18 protein-coding genes and 1 pseudogene are annotated in these 15929 nt (G+C 55.7%); 14 read left to right on the forward strand and 5 right to left on the reverse strand.

The annotated features are described in order from the left end of the window. Positions 1 to 8 precede the first annotated feature (8 nt). Genes ispD through ACLJRH_RS18590 form a run of 5 tightly spaced genes read left to right on the forward strand, consistent with a single transcriptional unit; the run spans position 9 to position 3606 of the window. Complete coding sequence (ispD, locus tag ACLJRH_RS18570; protein WP_000741649.1) at positions 9 to 719, forward strand: 2-C-methyl-D-erythritol 4-phosphate cytidylyltransferase; 711 nt, start codon at positions 9 to 11, stop codon at positions 717 to 719. Beyond that, positions 719 to 1198: a 2-C-methyl-D-erythritol 2,4-cyclodiphosphate synthase gene (ispF, locus tag ACLJRH_RS18575; protein ID WP_001219244.1), complete on the forward strand. Its 480-nt coding sequence runs from the start codon at positions 719 to 721 to the stop codon at positions 1196 to 1198. The genes ispD and ispF overlap by 1 nt, the downstream gene beginning before the upstream one ends. Further along, a complete protein-coding gene (truD, locus tag ACLJRH_RS18580) occupies positions 1195 to 2244 on the forward strand; it encodes a tRNA pseudouridine(13) synthase TruD (RefSeq protein WP_000134248.1) in 1050 nt (349 codons plus the stop codon). Before ispF ends, truD begins: the two co-directional genes overlap by 4 nt. Then, on the forward strand, positions 2225 to 2986 hold the full coding sequence (surE, locus tag ACLJRH_RS18585) for a 5'/3'-nucleotidase SurE (protein ID WP_001221538.1): 762 nt from the start codon (positions 2225 to 2227) through the stop codon (positions 2984 to 2986). The genes truD and surE overlap by 20 nt, the downstream gene beginning before the upstream one ends. Beyond that, entirely contained in the window at positions 2980 to 3606 is a 627-nt protein-coding gene (locus ACLJRH_RS18590; protein WP_000253545.1) for a protein-L-isoaspartate(D-aspartate) O-methyltransferase, read from the forward strand. The genes surE and ACLJRH_RS18590 overlap by 7 nt, the downstream gene beginning before the upstream one ends. A gap of 138 nt (positions 3607 to 3744) precedes the next feature. Here ACLJRH_RS18590 and ACLJRH_RS18595 read toward each other — a convergent pair whose 3' ends face one another. After that, on the reverse strand, positions 3745 to 3903 hold the full coding sequence (locus ACLJRH_RS18595; protein WP_223148970.1) for a peptidase: 159 nt from the start codon (positions 3901 to 3903) through the stop codon (positions 3745 to 3747). Here ACLJRH_RS18595 and nlpD point away from each other — a divergent pair. Both nlpD and rpoS read left to right on the forward strand, forming a co-directional pair. Further along, complete coding sequence (gene nlpD / locus ACLJRH_RS18600) at positions 3833 to 4915, forward strand: murein hydrolase activator NlpD (RefSeq protein WP_223151197.1); 1083 nt, start codon at positions 3833 to 3835, stop codon at positions 4913 to 4915. The genes ACLJRH_RS18595 and nlpD overlap by 71 nt on opposite strands. A gap of 62 nt (positions 4916 to 4977) precedes the next feature. Further along, a pseudogene (gene rpoS / locus ACLJRH_RS18605) lies at positions 4978 to 5970 on the forward strand (RNA polymerase sigma factor RpoS). A gap of 45 nt (positions 5971 to 6015) precedes the next feature. On the opposite strand, the gene ACLJRH_RS18610 reads toward rpoS, so the two are convergent. Genes ACLJRH_RS18610 through ACLJRH_RS18620 form a run of 3 tightly spaced genes read right to left on the reverse strand, consistent with a single transcriptional unit; the run spans position 6016 to position 8283 of the window. Next, the gene (locus ACLJRH_RS18610; RefSeq protein ID WP_000562967.1) at positions 6016 to 6252 is read right to left on the reverse strand and encodes a non-oxidative hydroxyarylic acid decarboxylases subunit D; all 237 of its coding nucleotides are present in this window, start codon (positions 6250 to 6252) and stop codon (positions 6016 to 6018) included. A gap of 10 nt (positions 6253 to 6262) precedes the next feature. Continuing rightward, entirely contained in the window at positions 6263 to 7690 is a 1428-nt protein-coding gene (locus ACLJRH_RS18615; RefSeq protein WP_023136978.1) for a non-oxidative hydroxyarylic acid decarboxylases subunit C, read from the reverse strand. Further along, positions 7690 to 8283 carry a non-oxidative hydroxyarylic acid decarboxylases subunit B gene (locus tag ACLJRH_RS18620; RefSeq protein WP_001237180.1) on the reverse strand — a complete coding sequence of 198 codons (594 nt, stop codon included), beginning with the start codon at positions 8281 to 8283 and terminating at the stop codon, positions 7690 to 7692. The genes ACLJRH_RS18615 and ACLJRH_RS18620 overlap by 1 nt, the downstream gene beginning before the upstream one ends. A 170-nt stretch (positions 8284 to 8453) precedes the next feature. On the opposite strand from ACLJRH_RS18620, the gene ACLJRH_RS18625 reads away from it, so the two are divergent. Then, entirely contained in the window at positions 8454 to 8858 is a 405-nt protein-coding gene (locus ACLJRH_RS18625) for a MarR family winged helix-turn-helix transcriptional regulator (protein WP_000423338.1), read from the forward strand. 18 nt (positions 8859 to 8876) lie between these two features. On the opposite strand, the gene ygbI is transcribed toward ACLJRH_RS18625, so the two are convergent. Beyond that, a complete protein-coding gene (gene ygbI, locus ACLJRH_RS18630; RefSeq protein WP_000613178.1) occupies positions 8877 to 9641 on the reverse strand; it encodes a DNA-binding transcriptional repressor YgbI in 765 nt (254 codons plus the stop codon). Between the two features lie 196 nt (positions 9642 to 9837). Between ygbI and ltnD the strand changes: the two genes are divergently transcribed. Genes ltnD through ACLJRH_RS18660 form a run of 6 tightly spaced genes read left to right on the forward strand, consistent with a single transcriptional unit; the run spans position 9838 to position 15916 of the window. Continuing rightward, a complete protein-coding gene (gene ltnD, locus ACLJRH_RS18635) occupies positions 9838 to 10761 on the forward strand; it encodes an L-threonate dehydrogenase (protein ID WP_000206958.1) in 924 nt (307 codons plus the stop codon). Beyond that, the gene (gene otnK, locus ACLJRH_RS18640; protein ID WP_023136977.1) at positions 10755 to 12017 is read left to right on the forward strand and encodes a 3-oxo-tetronate kinase; all 1263 of its coding nucleotides are present in this window, start codon (positions 10755 to 10757) and stop codon (positions 12015 to 12017) included. The genes ltnD and otnK overlap by 7 nt, the downstream gene beginning before the upstream one ends. Continuing rightward, positions 12014 to 12652, forward strand: a complete 639-nt coding sequence (locus ACLJRH_RS18645; RefSeq protein WP_000209068.1) for an aldolase — start codon at positions 12014 to 12016, stop codon at positions 12650 to 12652. The genes otnK and ACLJRH_RS18645 overlap by 4 nt, the downstream gene beginning before the upstream one ends. Before the next feature lie 4 nt (positions 12653 to 12656). Next, positions 12657 to 13433 (forward strand): HPr family phosphocarrier protein, encoded by a 777-nt coding sequence (locus ACLJRH_RS18650; protein ID WP_001136901.1) that lies wholly within the window; start codon positions 12657 to 12659, stop codon positions 13431 to 13433. 39 nt (positions 13434 to 13472) lie between these two features. Then, positions 13473 to 14423: a D-erythronate dehydrogenase gene (gene denD, locus ACLJRH_RS18655; RefSeq protein WP_023136976.1), complete on the forward strand. Its 951-nt coding sequence runs from the start codon at positions 13473 to 13475 to the stop codon at positions 14421 to 14423. After that, positions 14420 to 15916, forward strand: a complete 1497-nt coding sequence (locus tag ACLJRH_RS18660; protein ID WP_000202725.1) for a GntP family permease — start codon at positions 14420 to 14422, stop codon at positions 15914 to 15916. The genes denD and ACLJRH_RS18660 overlap by 4 nt, the downstream gene beginning before the upstream one ends. The last annotated feature ends 13 nt before the right edge of the window (positions 15917 to 15929 follow it).

Here is a 15929-nt window from a genome sequence, read left to right on the forward strand (position 1 = left end):
GATTTAACATGGCAGCCACTTTATTGGACGTTTGCGCCGTGGTGCCGGCTGCCGGATTTGGCCGCCGAATGCAAACAGAATGTCCTAAGCAGTATCTCTCAATCGGTAATAAAACCATTCTGGAGCACTCAGTTCATGCGCTGCTGGCGCATCCTCGGGTGACACGCGTTGTTATTGCTATCAGCCCTGGCGATCATCGCTTTGCCCAACTTCCGTTGGCGAATCACCCGCAAATCACCGTTGTGGATGGCGGCAACGAACGCGCTGATTCCGTTTTGGCCGGGTTGCAGGCCGTTGCAAAGGCGCAGTGGGTGCTGGTGCACGACGCGGCAAGACCCTGTTTGCATCAGGATGACCTTGCGCGGTTGCTGGCTATCAGCGAAAACAGCCGGGTCGGCGGTATCCTCGCCAGTCCGGTGCGCGACACCATGAAACGCGGCGAACCGGGGAAAAACGCTATTGCCCATACCGTAGAGCGCGCCGATTTATGGCACGCGCTCACCCCGCAGTTTTTCCCCCGCGAACTCTTGCATGATTGTCTGACGCGTGCGCTGAATGAAGGCGCGACCATCACCGACGAAGCGTCAGCGCTGGAGTATTGTGGTTTTCATCCGGCGCTGGTAGAAGGTCGCGCGGATAACATCAAGGTCACCCGTCCGGAAGATCTGGCGCTGGCGGAATTTTATCTGACCCGAACCATCCACCAGGAGAAAGCATAATGCGAATTGGACACGGTTTTGACGTACACGCGTTTGGCGGAGAAGGGCCGATTATTATTGGCGGCGTGCGTATCCCTTATGAAAAAGGGCTATTGGCGCATTCCGATGGCGATGTGGCGTTACATGCGCTGACCGATGCGCTGCTGGGCGCGGCGGCGCTTGGCGATATCGGCAAGCTCTTCCCGGATACCGATCCGGCATTTAAGGGAGCGGATAGCCGCGAACTACTGCGTGAAGCCTGGCGTCGTATTCAGGCGAAGGGGTACACCCTCGGCAACGTGGATGTCACCATTATTGCGCAGGCGCCGAAAATGCTGCCGCATATTCCGCAAATGCGCGTCTTTATCGCCGAAGATCTCGGCTGCCATATGGATGACGTTAACGTGAAGGCGACGACGACGGAAAAGCTCGGATTTACCGGACGCGGAGAAGGCATTGCCTGCGAAGCGGTCGCGTTGCTGATGAAGGCGGCGAAATGACAGAGTTTGACAATCTCACCTGGCTGCACGGAAAACCACAAGGTAGCGGATTGCTGAAAGCGAATCCGGAAGATTTTGTGGTGGTTGAAGATTTAGGCTTTACGCCGGATGGTGAAGGCGAGCACATTCTGCTGCGTATTTTGAAAAACGGTTGCAATACCCGTTTTGTCGCTGACGCGCTGGCGAAATTCCTGAAAATTCACGCTCGCGAAGTGAGCTTTGCCGGGCAAAAAGATAAACACGCCGTTACCGAGCAGTGGCTGTGTGCGCGCGTGCCGGGGAAAGAGATGCCCGATTTCAGCGCCTTTCAGCTGGAAGGTTGTAAAGTGCTGGAATACGCGCGTCACAAGCGTAAGCTGCGTTTAGGCGCGCTGAAAGGCAATGCTTTTACGCTGGTGTTGCGTGAAATAAGCGATCGCCGCGATGTCGAAACACGATTGCAGGCGATTCGCGATGGCGGCGTGCCGAACTATTTTGGCGCACAACGATTCGGCATTGGCGGCAGCAACGTGCAGGGCGCGCTGCGCTGGGCGCAAAGTAACGCGCCGGTGCGCGATCGCAATAAACGCAGTTTTTGGTTGTCGGCGGCACGTAGCGCGTTGTTTAATCAAATTGTTCACCAGCGGCTGAAGAAACCAGACTTTAATCAAGTTGTTGACGGCGATGCGCTACAATTAGCGGGGCGTGGAAGCTGGTTCGTCGCGACATCTGAAGAACTGCCTGAATTGCAGCGCCGGGTAGACGAAAAAGAGCTGATGATTACAGCATCGTTGCCGGGCAGCGGAGAGTGGGGAACACAGCGTGCGGCGCTGGCGTTTGAGCAAGATGCCATTGCCCAGGAAACGGTGTTGCAATCGCTGTTGCTGCGCGAAAAAGTAGAGGCGTCGCGCAGAGCGATGCTGCTTTATCCGCAACAATTAAGCTGGAACTGGTGGGATGACGTTACCGTCGAGTTACGTTTCTGGCTGCCCGCAGGCAGTTTTGCCACCAGCGTAGTAAGGGAACTGATCAACACAATGGGTGATTATGCGCATATTGCTGAGTAACGATGACGGGGTTCACGCGCCCGGTATACAAACGCTGGCGAAAGCGCTGCGTGAGTTTGCTGATGTACAGGTCGTAGCCCCGGATCGTAACCGCAGCGGCGCGTCTAATTCCCTCACGCTGGAATCTTCGCTTCGTACTTTTACCTTTGATAATGGCGATATCGCTGTACAGATGGGGACGCCGACCGATTGCGTCTATCTGGGCGTTAATGCCTTAATGCGTCCGCGTCCGGATATTGTCGTTTCCGGTATTAACGCGGGTCCGAATCTGGGCGATGATGTGATCTATTCCGGTACTGTCGCCGCGGCGATGGAAGGTCGTCATCTCGGCTTTCCGGCATTAGCGGTCTCCCTTAACGGCTATCAGCATTATGATACGGCTGCGGCCGTGACTTGCGCGCTTTTGCGAGGGTTAAGCCGGGAGCCGTTGCGTACCGGGCGTATTCTCAACGTGAATGTCCCGGATCTACCGTTAGCGCAGGTTAAAGGCATTCGCGTGACTCGCTGTGGTAGCCGCCATCCAGCGGATAAAGTAATCCCGCAGGAAGATCCGCGCGGTAATACATTGTACTGGATTGGCCCGCCGGGCGATAAGTACGATGCCGGGCCGGATACCGATTTCGCGGCGGTGGATGAAGGCTACGTCTCCGTCACGCCGTTGCATGTGGATTTAACCGCGCACAGCGCGCATGATGTGGTTTCAGACTGGTTAGACAGCGTGGGAGTTGGCACGCAATGGTAAGTGGACGTGTACAGGCTCTTCTTGAACAATTGCGCGCGCAGGGCATCAGAGATGAGCAGGTGCTTAATGCGCTTGCTGCAGTGCCGCGCGAGAAATTTATTGATGAAGCGTTTGAACATAAGGCCTGGGAAAATATCGCTTTGCCGATAGGCCAGGGTCAGACGATTTCGCAGCCCTATATGGTGGCGCGAATGACGGAACTGCTCGAACTGACGCCGCAATCCAGGGTGCTGGAAATTGGCACCGGTTCCGGCTATCAGACGGCGATTCTGGCGCATCTGGTGCATCACGTTTGCTCCGTTGAGCGGATTAAGGGGCTGCAATGGCAGGCGCGCCGCCGCCTGAAGCAGCTCGATTTACATAATGTTTCTACCCGTCATGGCGATGGCTGGCAAGGCTGGCAGGCGCGTGCGCCGTTTGACGCTATCATTGTGACGGCCGCGCCGCCGGAAATTCCTACCGCGCTCATGGCACAGTTGGATGAAGGCGGCATTCTTGTTCTGCCCGTGGGCGATGAGCAGCAGTTTTTGAAACGCGTGCGTCGCCGGGGCGGCGAATTTATTATCGATACCGTGGAGGCCGTTCGCTTCGTCCCGTTAGTCAAGGGAGAGCTGGCCTAGTTTGCCCTGCAAACACCCACTCTTACGCCTGATGAAGCCGAAACGAATACCTGGAGTTTTCCTGGTTATTCCCGGTGGGTTAAGCGTATCGTGAACACATTTTCCCGTGTTCACTTAATGCGTTGCACGGTTCTTACGTCACTGGTTGTTAACCAAATTTTTTCCTGGGGGATAAATGAGCGCGGGAAGCCCAAAATTCACCGTTAGTCGCATTGCGGCACTATCACTGGTTTCACTATGGCTGGCAGGTTGTACCAGTTCGTCAAACCCTCCGGCGCCGGTCACGTCTGTGGACAGTGGTTCGTCATCAAATACCAATTCCGGGATGTTGATCACACCGCCGCCAAAAATGGGCGCGACGACGCAACAAACGCCGCAACAAGCGCCGCAAATTCAACCCGTTCAGCGTCCTGTAACGCAGCCCATGCAAACTCAACCGGTCGCGGAACAACCCGTGCAGATGGAAAATGGGCGAATTGTATACAATCGCCAGTATGGGAATATTCCGAAAGGTAGCTATACGGGTGGCAGTACTTACACCGTGAAAAAGGGTGATACGCTTTTTTACATCGCCTGGATTACCGGGAACGATTTCCGCGATCTGGCCCAGAGAAACAGTATTTCTGCCCCGTATAGCCTGAATGTAGGGCAAACTTTGCAAGTTGGTAACGCATCCGGTACGCCAATTACTGGCGGAAATGCGATCACCCAGGCGGATGCAGCACAGCAAGGAGTTGTGACCAGGTCTGCACAAAATTCCACCGTTGCAGTTGCGTCTCAACCAACAATTACGTATTCTGAGGGCTCAGGTGAACAAAGTGCTAACAAAATGTTGCCAAACAACAAGCCTGCTGGGACGGTTGTCACAGCGCCTGTAACGGCACCAACGGTAAGCACGACCGAACCAAATGCAAGCAGTACGTCAACCAGCGCGCCGATTTCCGCATGGCGCTGGCCGACGGATGGCAAAGTGATCGAAAACTTTGGCGCTTCCGAAGGGGGCAATAAAGGGATCGACATTGCAGGCAGTAAGGGACAGGCTATCGTCGCAACCGCTGATGGGCGCGTCGTATATGCCGGTAACGCACTGCGTGGTTACGGTAATCTTATTATCATCAAACATAACGATGATTACCTGAGTGCCTACGCCCATAATGATACGATGCTGGTCCGGGAACAACAGGAAGTTAAGGCGGGGCAAAAAATCGCTACTATGGGTAGCACCGGCACCAGCTCTACACGCTTGCATTTTGAAATTCGTTACAAGGGGAAATCCGTAAACCCGCTGCGTTATTTACCGCAGCGATAAAGCGGCGGAACCAGGCTTTGACTTGCTAGTTCCGTCAAGGGATCACGGGTAGGAGCCACCTTATGAGTCAGAATACGCTGAAAGTTCATGATTTAAATGAAGACGCGGAATTTGATGAGAACGGAGTAGAGGCTTTTGACGAAAAAGCCTTGAGTGAAGAGGAACCCAGTGATAACGACCTGGCTGAAGAAGAGCTGTTATCGCAAGGGGCCACACAGCGTGTGTTGGACGCGACTCAGCTTTACCTTGGTGAGATTGGGTATTCACCACTGTTAACAGCCGAAGAAGAAGTCTATTTTGCGCGTCGCGCACTGCGTGGAGATGTCGCTTCTCGCCGTCGCATGATTGAGAGTAACCTGCGTCTGGTGGTAAAAATTGCCCGCCGTTATGGCAATCGTGGACTAGCGTTGCTGGACCTGATTGAAGAGGGCAACCTGGGGCTTATCCGTGCAGTTGAGAAGTTTGACCCGGAACGCGGGTTCCGCTTCTCAACATACGCAACCTGGTGGATTCGCCAGACAATCGAACGGGCGATTATGAACCAAACCCGTACGATTCGCTTGCCGATTCACATTGTTAAAGAGCTGAACGTATACCTGCGCACCGCACGTTAGTTGTCGCATAAACTGGACCACGAACCGAGTGCGGAAGAAATTGCAGAGCAACTGGATAAACCGGTTGATGACGTCAGCCGTATGCTTCGTCTCAACGAGCGCATTACCTCGGTAGACACCCCGCTGGGCGGTGATTCCGAAAAAGCGTTGCTGGACATCCTGGCCGATGAAAAAGAGAACGGTCCGGAAGACACCACGCAAGATGATGATATGAAACAGAGCATCGTCAAATGGTTGTTCGAACTGAACGCCAAACAGCGTGAAGTGCTGGCGCGCCGTTTCGGTCTGCTGGGATATGAAGCTGCGACACTGGAAGATGTAGGCCGTGAAATCGGTCTTACGCGTGAACGTGTTCGTCAGATTCAGGTTGAAGGCCTGCGCCGTCTGCGCGAAATTCTGCAGACGCAGGGGCTGAATATCGAAGCGCTGTTCCGCGAGTAAGTACCCTTGTCAAAAAAAGGCCAGTCGACAGACTGGCCTTTTTTTTTACCGTTTGTCTTCTGCCAGCAACGGCGGGATACTCGGCACCATTGGCGCGTTATCAATATCTTTTTGCGTCATGCGAAACGCTTGTGGATAGTGTTCGCGGCTGGTACGACGTAACGGTTCGGTATCGCGCCAGGTATACAGACAATGCTGACACTGATATACCGTCCAGACTCCTTTTACCGGCGAAGTCGCCATGAGTTCAATATGTGCATCGGCACAGCGTGGACAAATCATCGGTTACTCCTTATTTACGGTTGGCCAGCATGGCGGTCAGCTTTTCAGCCCAGGCTTTAGTTTCCGGTAAATCAACAACCGGCTGGCTATAGTGACCACGGTTATCTGGCGCAACCGGCGTGGTGGCGTCAATGATCAGCTTGTCGGTAATCCCCGCCGGGCTTGAGCCCGGATCCAGTTCCAGGACGGACATATTCGGTAGCTGTACCAGATCGCCTGCCGGATTCACTTTCGACGACAACGCCCACATCACCTGTGGCAGATTGAATGGATCGACATCTTCATCGACCATGATCACCATCTTCACATATCCCAGACCGTGCGGCGTCGTCATCGCTCGCAGGCCCACCGCGCGGGCAAAGCCGCCGTAGCGTTTTTTGGTTGAGATGATGGCCAGCAGGCCGTGGGTGTACATGGCGTTTACCGCCTGCACTTCCGGAAATTCGGCTTTCAACTGTTGATACAGTGGCACGCAGGTCGCCGGCCCCATCAGGTAGTCGATTTCTGTCCACGGCATACCTAAATAGAGCGATTCAAAAATGGGTTTGCTGCGGTAAGAGACCTTATCGATACGCACCACGGTCATGTTGCGACCGCCGGAATAGTGGCCGGTAAATTCGCCGAACGGTCCTTCAATTTCACGTTTACGGCTTTCGATGACCCCTTCAAGAATGACTTCAGATCCCCACGGCACATCAAAACCGGTCAGCGGCGCGGTGGCGATAGGATAGGGGCTTTCACGCAGCGCGCCTGCCATTTCATACTCTGACTGATCGTATTTCAGCGGCGTTGCGCCCATCAGGGTAATGATCGGATCGTTACCCAGCGTGATCGCAATCGGCAGATCTTCCCCGCGCTCTTCGACTTTGTGCAGGTGCAATGCGATATCATGCATCGGTACTGGTTGCAGACCCAGCTTACGCTTGCCTTTAACTTCCATACGGTAGATACCGACATTCTGCTTGCCGAAGTTATCGGGATCTAACGGATCGCGTGATACCACACAGGCTTTATCCAGATAGAATCCGCCGTCGCCGTCGTTCAGACGAAACAGCGGCAGAATATCAAACAGGTTGATCGCGTCGCCGTCGACGGTATTTTCCGCCCAGCCCGGATTGGCGCGGCGCTCCGGCGCTACCGGAAAATTGTCCCAGCGGCGAATAAATTCATCGATCTGTTTTTTAACCGGCGTGTTAGGCGGCAAACCCAGTGAGATGGCATGGTTCTGCCAGGAACCGATGGTATTCATCGCCACGCGGGCGTCGGTAAAACCACGAATATTGTCAAACCACAGCGCGGGCGCGCCATCGCCGATTCGTCCCGTTGCGTTGGCAGCGGCGGCGAGATCCGGCTCCGCATTCACTTCCTCGCTGATTTTCAGCAGTTGTCCCTGCTGATCCAGCGCATGTAAAAAACTGCGCAAATCATCAAATGCCATTATCCATTCTCCTGTGAAAAATTTGCTGCCTGTCGCAGTCCTTGCCAGCGACGCGCGCGCGTATGCTCCAGACCAAACTGGTCGAGAACGCGCGCTACGATGTGCTGGATAATATCGTCAACGGTTTGCGGCAGGTTGTAGAACGCGGGCATGGGCGGCACTATCGCCACCCCCATACGAGAAAGCGCAAGCATGTTTTCCAGATGAATCGTGCTGAGCGGCATTTCCCGCGGTACAAGCACCAGCTTGCGACCCTCTTTCAACACGACATCGGCAGCGCGTCCCACCAGCCCCTCGGCATAGCCGGCGCGAACTCCCGCCAGTGTTTTCATACTGCAGGGGATAATAATCATGCCGTCGGTACGAAATGAGCCGGAGGAAATGGTCGCCGCCTGATCGGCCGGGCTATGACAATAATCTGCCAGGGCGGCTACCTCAGCGGGCGTGTAGGGCGTCTCCAGTTCAATAGTGGTTTTCGCCCACTTTGACATTACCAGATGCGTTTCAACATCAGGTATCGCCCGCAATGCCTGGAGTAGCTCGACGCCAAGCGGCGCGCCGGTCGCACCGGTCATCCCCACAATCAATCTCATTTCTTACCTCAAATATCGTTCGTATACGAACATTTTGATCAAAATACGCCCACACGGCCTTTGCGACAAGATCGTTCCCGACGCCTGCGCACGTTTAGCTAAAGCATTCGTCATTAAAAAACCGTGCATAAGTCGTTATGATAGAAAAAGTTAATTTATCCGGAGCGCTCATGGAGTTACGAAACACCGCGTTTCATCTGTTACGCCAACTTTTTCAGCAACATACCGCACGCTGGCAGCATGAACTACCGGAACTCACCAAACCTCAATATGCGGTGATGCGCGTTATTGCTGAACATCCGGGTATTGAACAGGTCGATCTGACCGAAGCGGCGGTCAGCACTAAAGCGACGCTGGCGGAGATGTTAAGCCGGATGGAAAATCGTGGGCTGGTAAAGCGAGAAAACGATCCGCTGGATAAACGTCGGCGTTTTGTCTATCTCACCGTTCAGGGCCAAACGTTGCTCGCCGCCGCGATACCACTGGGGGATCGCGTTGACGATGAGTTTTTGGGGCGACTGAGCGCTGAAGAACGAGAACAGTTTACGCAACTGGTACGCAAGATGATGACGTAAGCGGCTTGCGCCGCTTTGCTATTTTTTGGCCATCAGCAGTGAGATATCCACTTTGGCCAGCGCCCGAATTGCGCTTTCCGGCAGGCCGTCATCGGTGACGATTTGGTTGAATTCCGCCAGCGGTAACGCCAGCCACGTCGCGACCTGGCCGTATTTGGTCGCGTCGCACACCAGAATTTTTTGGCGGCTGGCGCTGGCGACGGCCCGTTTCACCGTGACTTTATCTTCTGCCGGCGTTGAAATACCGCGCACGCTCCAGGACGAGGCGGAAATAAAGGCCTGGTCAATCATCAGACCGCGCAAAAGCGTCGCCGCGGCTTCACCGACGCACGACCGGTTTTCCCGGCATACCGCCCCGCCAGTGTGAATAATTGTGCAATCGCTATTGTCCATCAGGTAATCGGCGATAACGAAATCATTGGTCACCACCGTAAGTTTATTCATCGTAACCAGCTGCCTGGCGATCGCCAGCGTGGTAGTACCTGCATCAAGGTAGATACAGCTTTCTGGCTGTACCAGGCTGGCGGCCAGTTTGCCAATCGCCGCTTTCTGCGGCGTCGCCAGTTCGGTTTTGATCTGATGCGAGGGTTCGTGCGCCACGCGAGTCGATGATTGCACGCCGCCAGAGACCTGGATTACCGCGCCTTGCTGCTCCAGTTTTTGTAAATCACGGCGGATAGTCATGTGGGATACATGCATGCGCTCGGTCAGTTCAGCGATACTGACGATGCCTTTCTCCGCCACCATATCAAGAATGATTTGTCGACGCTCAGTAGGTATCAACGTCTGCTCCTTTCTTTAGTCCTGTCGCGATTTTACGCGATTTCTCGTCACAGCGTGTGAAGTTCTATGAGGATTGCCTTCACAAAAAATAACACATTTTGTTATTTTTTGTGAAACAACTCACCGCAATTGTTTACAAAAACGCCTATATTCACATAACAAAACATAATATCACGTAAATTAACATGGAGTGATAATGACAACAGGAACTGATTTTCATGTCGGCATTGTGGGGCTTGGCTCAATGGGAATGGGCGCTGCGCGTTCATGCCTGCGCGCCGGGCTTTCCACATGGGGGGCCGATCTTAACCCGCAAGCGTGCGCGAATCTTCTTGCTGAAGGGGCTTGTGGGGCTGCCGCCAGCGCCAGGGAGTTCGCCGGCGTCGTGGATGCGTTAGTCATTCTGGTCGTCAATGCCGCCCAGGTCAGACAGGTGTTATTCGGTGAGGATGGCGTCGCCCATCTGATGAAACCCGGAAGCGCAGTGATGGTTTCGTCTACGATCTCAAGCGCCGACGCGCAAGAGATCGCCGCGGCGTTGACGGCATTGAATCTTAATATGCTGGATGCGCCGGTTTCCGGCGGCGCGGTAAAAGCGGCGCAGGGCGAAATGACGGTGATGGCCTCCGGGAGCGAGGCGGCGTTTACCCGCCTGAAGCCCGTGCTGGACGCCGTTGCCAGCAACGTTTATCGCATCAGCGATACGCCGGGCGCAGGCTCAACCGTCAAAATTATTCATCAACTGCTGGCTGGCGTGCATATTGCGGCGGCGGCCGAAGCGATGGCGCTGGCCGCGCGGGCCGGTATTCCTCTGGACGTGATGTATGACGTCGTGACCCATGCCGCCGGAAACTCCTGGATGTTCGAAAACCGTATGCAGCATGTCGTTGATGGCGACTATACCCCGCGTTCGGCCGTCGACATTTTTGTCAAAGATTTGGGGCTGGTTGCCGACACGGCGAAAGCGTTGCGCTTCCCCTTACCGCTGGCCTCTACGGCGTTAAATATGTTCACCAGCGCCAGTAACGCCGGTTATGGCAAAGAGGATGACAGCGCTGTGATCAAAATTTTCTCAGGGATTACTCTGCCTGGCGTCACGCCTGAGGAGCCGTCATGTTAAAAATTGGCGTCATTGCCGATGATTTTACCGGCGCGACCGACATCGCCAGTTTTCTGGTCGAAAACGGGATGCCGACAGTGCAGATCAATGATGTCCCAACCGGGACGCAACCGGAAGGGTGCGACGCGGTGGTTATCAGCCTGAAAACCCGCTCATGCCCGGCGCAAGAGGCGATAAAACAATCGCTGGCGGCGCTGGTATGGCTGAAAAAACAGGGCTGCCAGCAAGTCTATTTCAAATATTGCTCGACTTTCGATAGTACCGCTGAAGGCAATATCGGCCCGGTCACCGATGCGCTGATGGTGGCGCTGGATACCTCATTTACCGTGATTTCTCCCGCGCTGCCGGTTAATGGACGCACGGTCTATCAGGGCTATCTGTTTGTCATGAACCACTTGCTGGCGGAGTCCGGTATGCGCCACCACCCTATCAATCCGATGACCGACAGCTACCTGCCGCGTCTGATGGAAGCGCAGGCGCAAGGGCGCTGCGGCGTTATTCCGGCTCAGATGCTTGATGAAGGCGTTGCCGCGGCCCGTGCGGCGCTGTCGCGTTTACAGCAGGAAGGATATCGCTACGCGGTACTTGACGCGCTCAATGAGCGGCACCTGGAAATCCAGGGCGAGGTTTTGCGTGATGCCCCGCTGGTGACCGGCGGTTCCGGGCTGGCAATGGGGTTGGCGCGTCAGTGGGCGAAGCGCGGCGCGTCTCAGGCCCGTTCCGCAGGCTATCCGCTGAGCGGTCGTGCGGTGGTGCTTTCCGGTTCCTGTTCGCAAATGACGAATCAGCAGGTGGCCTTCTATCGACAACATGCTCCCACACGCGACGTTGACGTGGCGCGTTGCCTGTCATCCGAGACGCGCGAGGCCTACGCCGAAGCGCTGGCGCAGTGGGTGCTCAGTCAGGACAGCGAACTGGCGCCAATGATTAGCGCCACCGCCTCCACGCAGGCGCTGGCTGCCATCCAGCAGCAATATGGCGCTACCGAAGCCAGCCATGCGGTAGAGGCGCTCTTTTCCCTGCTGGCCGCTCGCTTAGCGGAAGGCGGTATCACCCGGTTTATCGTGGCGGGCGGCGAAACCTCGGGCGTGGTGACGCAAAGCCTCGGTATTACCGGTTTTCACATCGGACCGTGCATTTCACCCGGCGTGCCGTGGGTCAACGCGCTCCATGCGCCAGTCTCGCTGGCGCTAAAGTCAGGTAATTTTGGCGATGAATCCTTTTTCATCCGCGCTCAAAGGGAGTTTCAGGTATGACGACACTGGCAAAAGAAGAGCACGCTTTGCGAGAAGAGATGGTCAGGATAGCCGCCTCGTTTTTCCAGCGCGGCTATGCCACCGGCTCGGCAGGCAACCTCTCTCTGTTACTGCCGGACGGCAATATTCTGGCGACGCCCACCGGTTCGTGTCTGGGTAATCTCGACCCGCAGCGGCTATCCAAAGTGGACCCGCAGGGCGAATGGCTCAGCGGCGATAAACCGTCTAAAGAGGTGCGTTTTCATCTGGCGTTGTATCGCAATAACCCTTGCTGTAAGGCAGTGGTTCATCTGCACAGCACCTGGTCAACGGCGCTTTCCTGTCTCGAAGGACTGGACCCGCAAAATGTGATTCGCCCGTTTACCCCCTATGTGGTGATGCGGATGGGGGACATTCCGCTGGTTCCCTACTATCGCCCGGGGGATGACCGAATTGCCCGCGATTTGGCAGCGCTGGCGGCCCGGCATCAGGCCTTTTTACTGGCTAATCATGGGCCGGTCGTGTGCGGGGAGAATTTGCAGGAAGCCGCTAATAATACCGAGGAGCTGGAAGAGACGGCAAAGCTGATTTTTATCCTTGGCGAACGCCCGATTCGTTATTTAACCACCGAAGAAATTGCGCAGTTAAGGAGATAACCCGATGCCGCGTTTTGCCGCCAATTTGTCGATGATGTTTACCGAAGTGCCGTTTATCGAGCGTTTTGCCGCCGCTGCCGAAGCCGGTTTTCAGGCCGTTGAGTTTTTGTTCCCCTACGGCTTTGCCGCCAGCGAGATTAAAGCCCAGCTATCGCGTCATGATCTGACGCTGGCGCTGTTTAATACTTCGGCGGGCGATACCGCGGCGGGTGAGTGGGGACGTGCCGCGCTACCGGGGCGCGAACACGACGCGCGCGCCGATATTGAACTGGCTCTGGAATACGCTCTGGCGCTGGAATGCGAGCAGGTTCACATCATGGCGGGTGTAGTGCCGGATGGCGCTGATGGCGCACGTTATCGCGCCACGTTTATCGATAATTTGCGTTATGCCGCCGACCGGTTTGCCGCCCACGATAAACGTATTTTGATCGAAGCGCTGAGTCCCGGCGTTAAACCCGGCTACCTCTTTTCCAGCCAATATCAGGCGCTGGGCATCGCAGAAGAGGTTGACCGCCCGAATGTATTCATCCAGCTCGACACTTTCCATGCGCAAAAAGTGGATGGCAATTTGAGTCACCTGATTCGCGAGTACGCGGGCCGCTATGCCCATGTACAAATCGCTTCGCTACCGGACAGACATGAACCGGATGATGGCGAGATCAACTACCCGTGGCTGTTCCGGCTGTTCGATGACGTAGGTTATCGCGGCTGGATAGGCTGCGAATACCAACCACGGAATACCACTCAGGACGGGCTTGGCTGGTTTAACGCCTGGCGCTAACCCTGAACTACCCTACACAACAATAAAGAGGACATCCGGATGCAGATTATCATTACCGGCGGGGGCGGCTTTTTAGGCCAGAAACTCGCAAGCGCCTTATTAAACTCATCGCTGGCGTTTAACGAACTGCTTCTTGTTGATTTAAAAATGCCTGCACGGTTATCAGATTCCCCTCGTTTACGCTGTCTGGAGGCTGACTTAACCCAGCCGGGCGTGCTGGAGAATGTGATTACCGCTAATACCTCTGTTGTTTATCATCTCGCTGCGATTGTCAGCAGTCATGCGGAAGACGATTTCGATCTGGGATGGAAAGTTAACCTGGATCTTACCCGCCAGCTACTTGAGGCGTGTCGTCGACAACCGCAGAAAATTCGTTTTGTCTTCTCCAGCTCGCTTGCCGTTTATGGCGGTACGCTGCCGGAATGCGTCACCGATACCACCGCGCTCACGCCGCGCTCGTCTTATGGCGCGCAGAAGGCCTCCTGTGAACTGTTGGTCAACGACTATACCCGCAAAGGCTATGTGGATGGGCTGGCGCTGCGTTTGCCGACGATCTGTGTTCGCCCGGGTAAACCAAACCGCGCCGCCTCTTCTTTTGTCAGCGCGATTATTCGTGAACCGTTGCAGGGCGAGACGACCATCTGCCCGGTGTCGGAAAGTTTGCGGCTGTGGATTTCCAGCCCGGCGACGGTGATCCATAACCTGTCGCTGGCCGCAACGTTACCCGCGCCTGGCGAGGCGAGCAGCATCAACTTACCCGGGATCAGCGTAACCGTGGGCGAGATGCTGGAAACGTTGCGTCAGGCGGGCGGTCAGGCGGCGCGCGATCGGGTTACGCATCAGCGCGACGAAGGCGTCGAGAAAATTGTCGCCTCCTGGCCGGGACGTATCGATAACCAGCGTGCGCTGGCGTTAGGTTTTGTCGCCGATAAACGCTTCGATGACATTATCGAACGCTTTCGACAAGATGATATGGAGGGGAGGTCATGACAAGTTTACCGACCCCAATTATCGGCCTGATCGTTGCCGTTTTCGTTCTGGTATGGCTGGTGTTACGCACCCGTGTTCATGCGCTGATCGCGATGCTGGCGGCGGCCTGTATTGCCGGTCTGTTGGGGGGAATGGGCATTGATAAAACGCTCTCTGTCATCACCAGCGGATTCGGTACGACGCTGGGCAGCATTGGCCTGGTGATTGGTCTCGGCGTAATGATGGGGCGCTTGCTGGAGGTTTCCGGCGCGGCGGAGCGTATCGCCTGGAGCTTTATCAAATGGCTGGGGAAACGCCGTGAAGAGTGGGCGCTGGCGATCACGGGTTATATTGTCAGCATCCCCATTTTCGTCGATTCCGCTTTTGTCATTCTTTATCCGGTGGCGAAAGCGCTGGCGAAAAGCGGTAAACGTTCGCTACTGACGCTGGGCGTCGCGCTGGCGGGCGGGCTGGTGGTCACTCACCATACGGTACCTCCGACGCCCGGTCCGCTGGGGGTAGCCGGGATTTTTAACGTCGACATCGGCGCAATGTTATTGACCGGGATGGCGCTGGCGGTGCCCTGTGTGATCGGCATTGTGTTCTATGCGCAGTGGCTGGATAAACGCTACCCTGATTTCGTGCCGCGCACGCTGAACGCCGATGAAGTCAATGCCGCGCTGGAGCAGTACAACAAAGAGAAAGAGCAAAAGGATCTGCCGAGCCTGACGCTCTCTCTGCTGCCTATTGTGGTGCCGATCGTGCTGATCTTCCTGAAGGCTATCTGTTCCACCCTCGCCACTGTAGAAGGATGGTCCGGCCTGGCGACGCATCCGGTGGTACAGGCAATCAACTTTGTGGGAAGTCCGGTGATCGCGTTGGCCATCAGCGTTCTGCTGGCGGTGTATACGCTGGTGCCGCGCATGGATAAACATACCACCGCAGAGCGTCTGGAAGAGGGCTTGCAAAGCGCCGGGATTATCTTACTGGTCACGGGCGCTGGCGGCGCGTTGGGCGCGATCCTGCGCGACAGCGGCGCGGGACAACAGCTGGCGGAGCAGGTTGCCAACCTGCCGATCTCGCCGATCCTGATCCCGTTTATCGTGGCGACGCTGGTACGCCTGATTCAGGGATCGGGGACGGTGGCGATGATCACTGCCGCCTCGATTTCCGCGCCGATCCTGGCGCAGATCCCCGGCATCAATATGTTGCTTGCCGCTCAGGCCGCAACGATGGGGTCGCTGTTCTTCGGCTACTTCAACGATAGCCTGTTCTGGGTGGTTAACCGCATGATGGGCGTCTCTGATGTCAAACAGCAGATGGTGGTTTGGTCTGTACCGACGACCATTGCCTGGGCGATTGGCGGCACCGGCGTGGCGCTGATTAACCTGCTGTTTGGTTCCGGCGGCAGTTGGCTCGATCCGTTACTGCCGATTGTCGTTCTGGCGGCAATTATGCTGTGGGTGCGTTGGCAGGCGCAGGGGATCAAAGACAAGCTGGTAGTTAAGGATTAAGACGGTATTATCC

The sequence above is a fragment of the Salmonella sp. SAL04162 genome (assembly GCF_046551535.1).
Taxonomy (GTDB): domain Bacteria; phylum Pseudomonadota; class Gammaproteobacteria; order Enterobacterales; family Enterobacteriaceae; genus Salmonella; species Salmonella enterica.

Coding starts and splice junctions, on each gene's coding strand:
- ispD (WP_000741649.1), top strand. CDS start 9: ATGGCAGCCACTTTATTGGACGTTTGCGCCGTGGTGCCGGCTGCCGGA.
- ispF (WP_001219244.1), top strand. CDS start 719: ATGCGAATTGGACACGGTTTTGACGTACACGCGTTTGGCGGAGAAGGG.
- truD (WP_000134248.1), top strand. CDS start 1,195: ATGACAGAGTTTGACAATCTCACCTGGCTGCACGGAAAACCACAAGGT.
- surE (WP_001221538.1), top strand. CDS start 2,225: ATGCGCATATTGCTGAGTAACGATGACGGGGTTCACGCGCCCGGTATA.
- ACLJRH_RS18590 (WP_000253545.1), top strand. CDS start 2,980: ATGGTAAGTGGACGTGTACAGGCTCTTCTTGAACAATTGCGCGCGCAG.
- ACLJRH_RS18610 (WP_000562967.1), bottom strand. CDS start 6,252: ATGATTTGTCCACGCTGTGCCGATGCACATATTGAACTCATGGCGACT.
- ACLJRH_RS18615 (WP_023136978.1), bottom strand. CDS start 7,690: ATGGCATTTGATGATTTGCGCAGTTTTTTACATGCGCTGGATCAGCAG.
- ACLJRH_RS18620 (WP_001237180.1), bottom strand. CDS start 8,283: ATGAGATTGATTGTGGGGATGACCGGTGCGACCGGCGCGCCGCTTGGC.
- ACLJRH_RS18625 (WP_000423338.1), top strand. CDS start 8,454: ATGGAGTTACGAAACACCGCGTTTCATCTGTTACGCCAACTTTTTCAG.
- ltnD (WP_000206958.1), top strand. CDS start 9,838: ATGACAACAGGAACTGATTTTCATGTCGGCATTGTGGGGCTTGGCTCA.
- otnK (WP_023136977.1), top strand. CDS start 10,755: ATGTTAAAAATTGGCGTCATTGCCGATGATTTTACCGGCGCGACCGAC.
- ACLJRH_RS18645 (WP_000209068.1), top strand. CDS start 12,014: ATGACGACACTGGCAAAAGAAGAGCACGCTTTGCGAGAAGAGATGGTC.
- ACLJRH_RS18650 (WP_001136901.1), top strand. CDS start 12,657: ATGCCGCGTTTTGCCGCCAATTTGTCGATGATGTTTACCGAAGTGCCG.
- denD (WP_023136976.1), top strand. CDS start 13,473: ATGCAGATTATCATTACCGGCGGGGGCGGCTTTTTAGGCCAGAAACTC.
- ACLJRH_RS18660 (WP_000202725.1), top strand. CDS start 14,420: ATGACAAGTTTACCGACCCCAATTATCGGCCTGATCGTTGCCGTTTTC.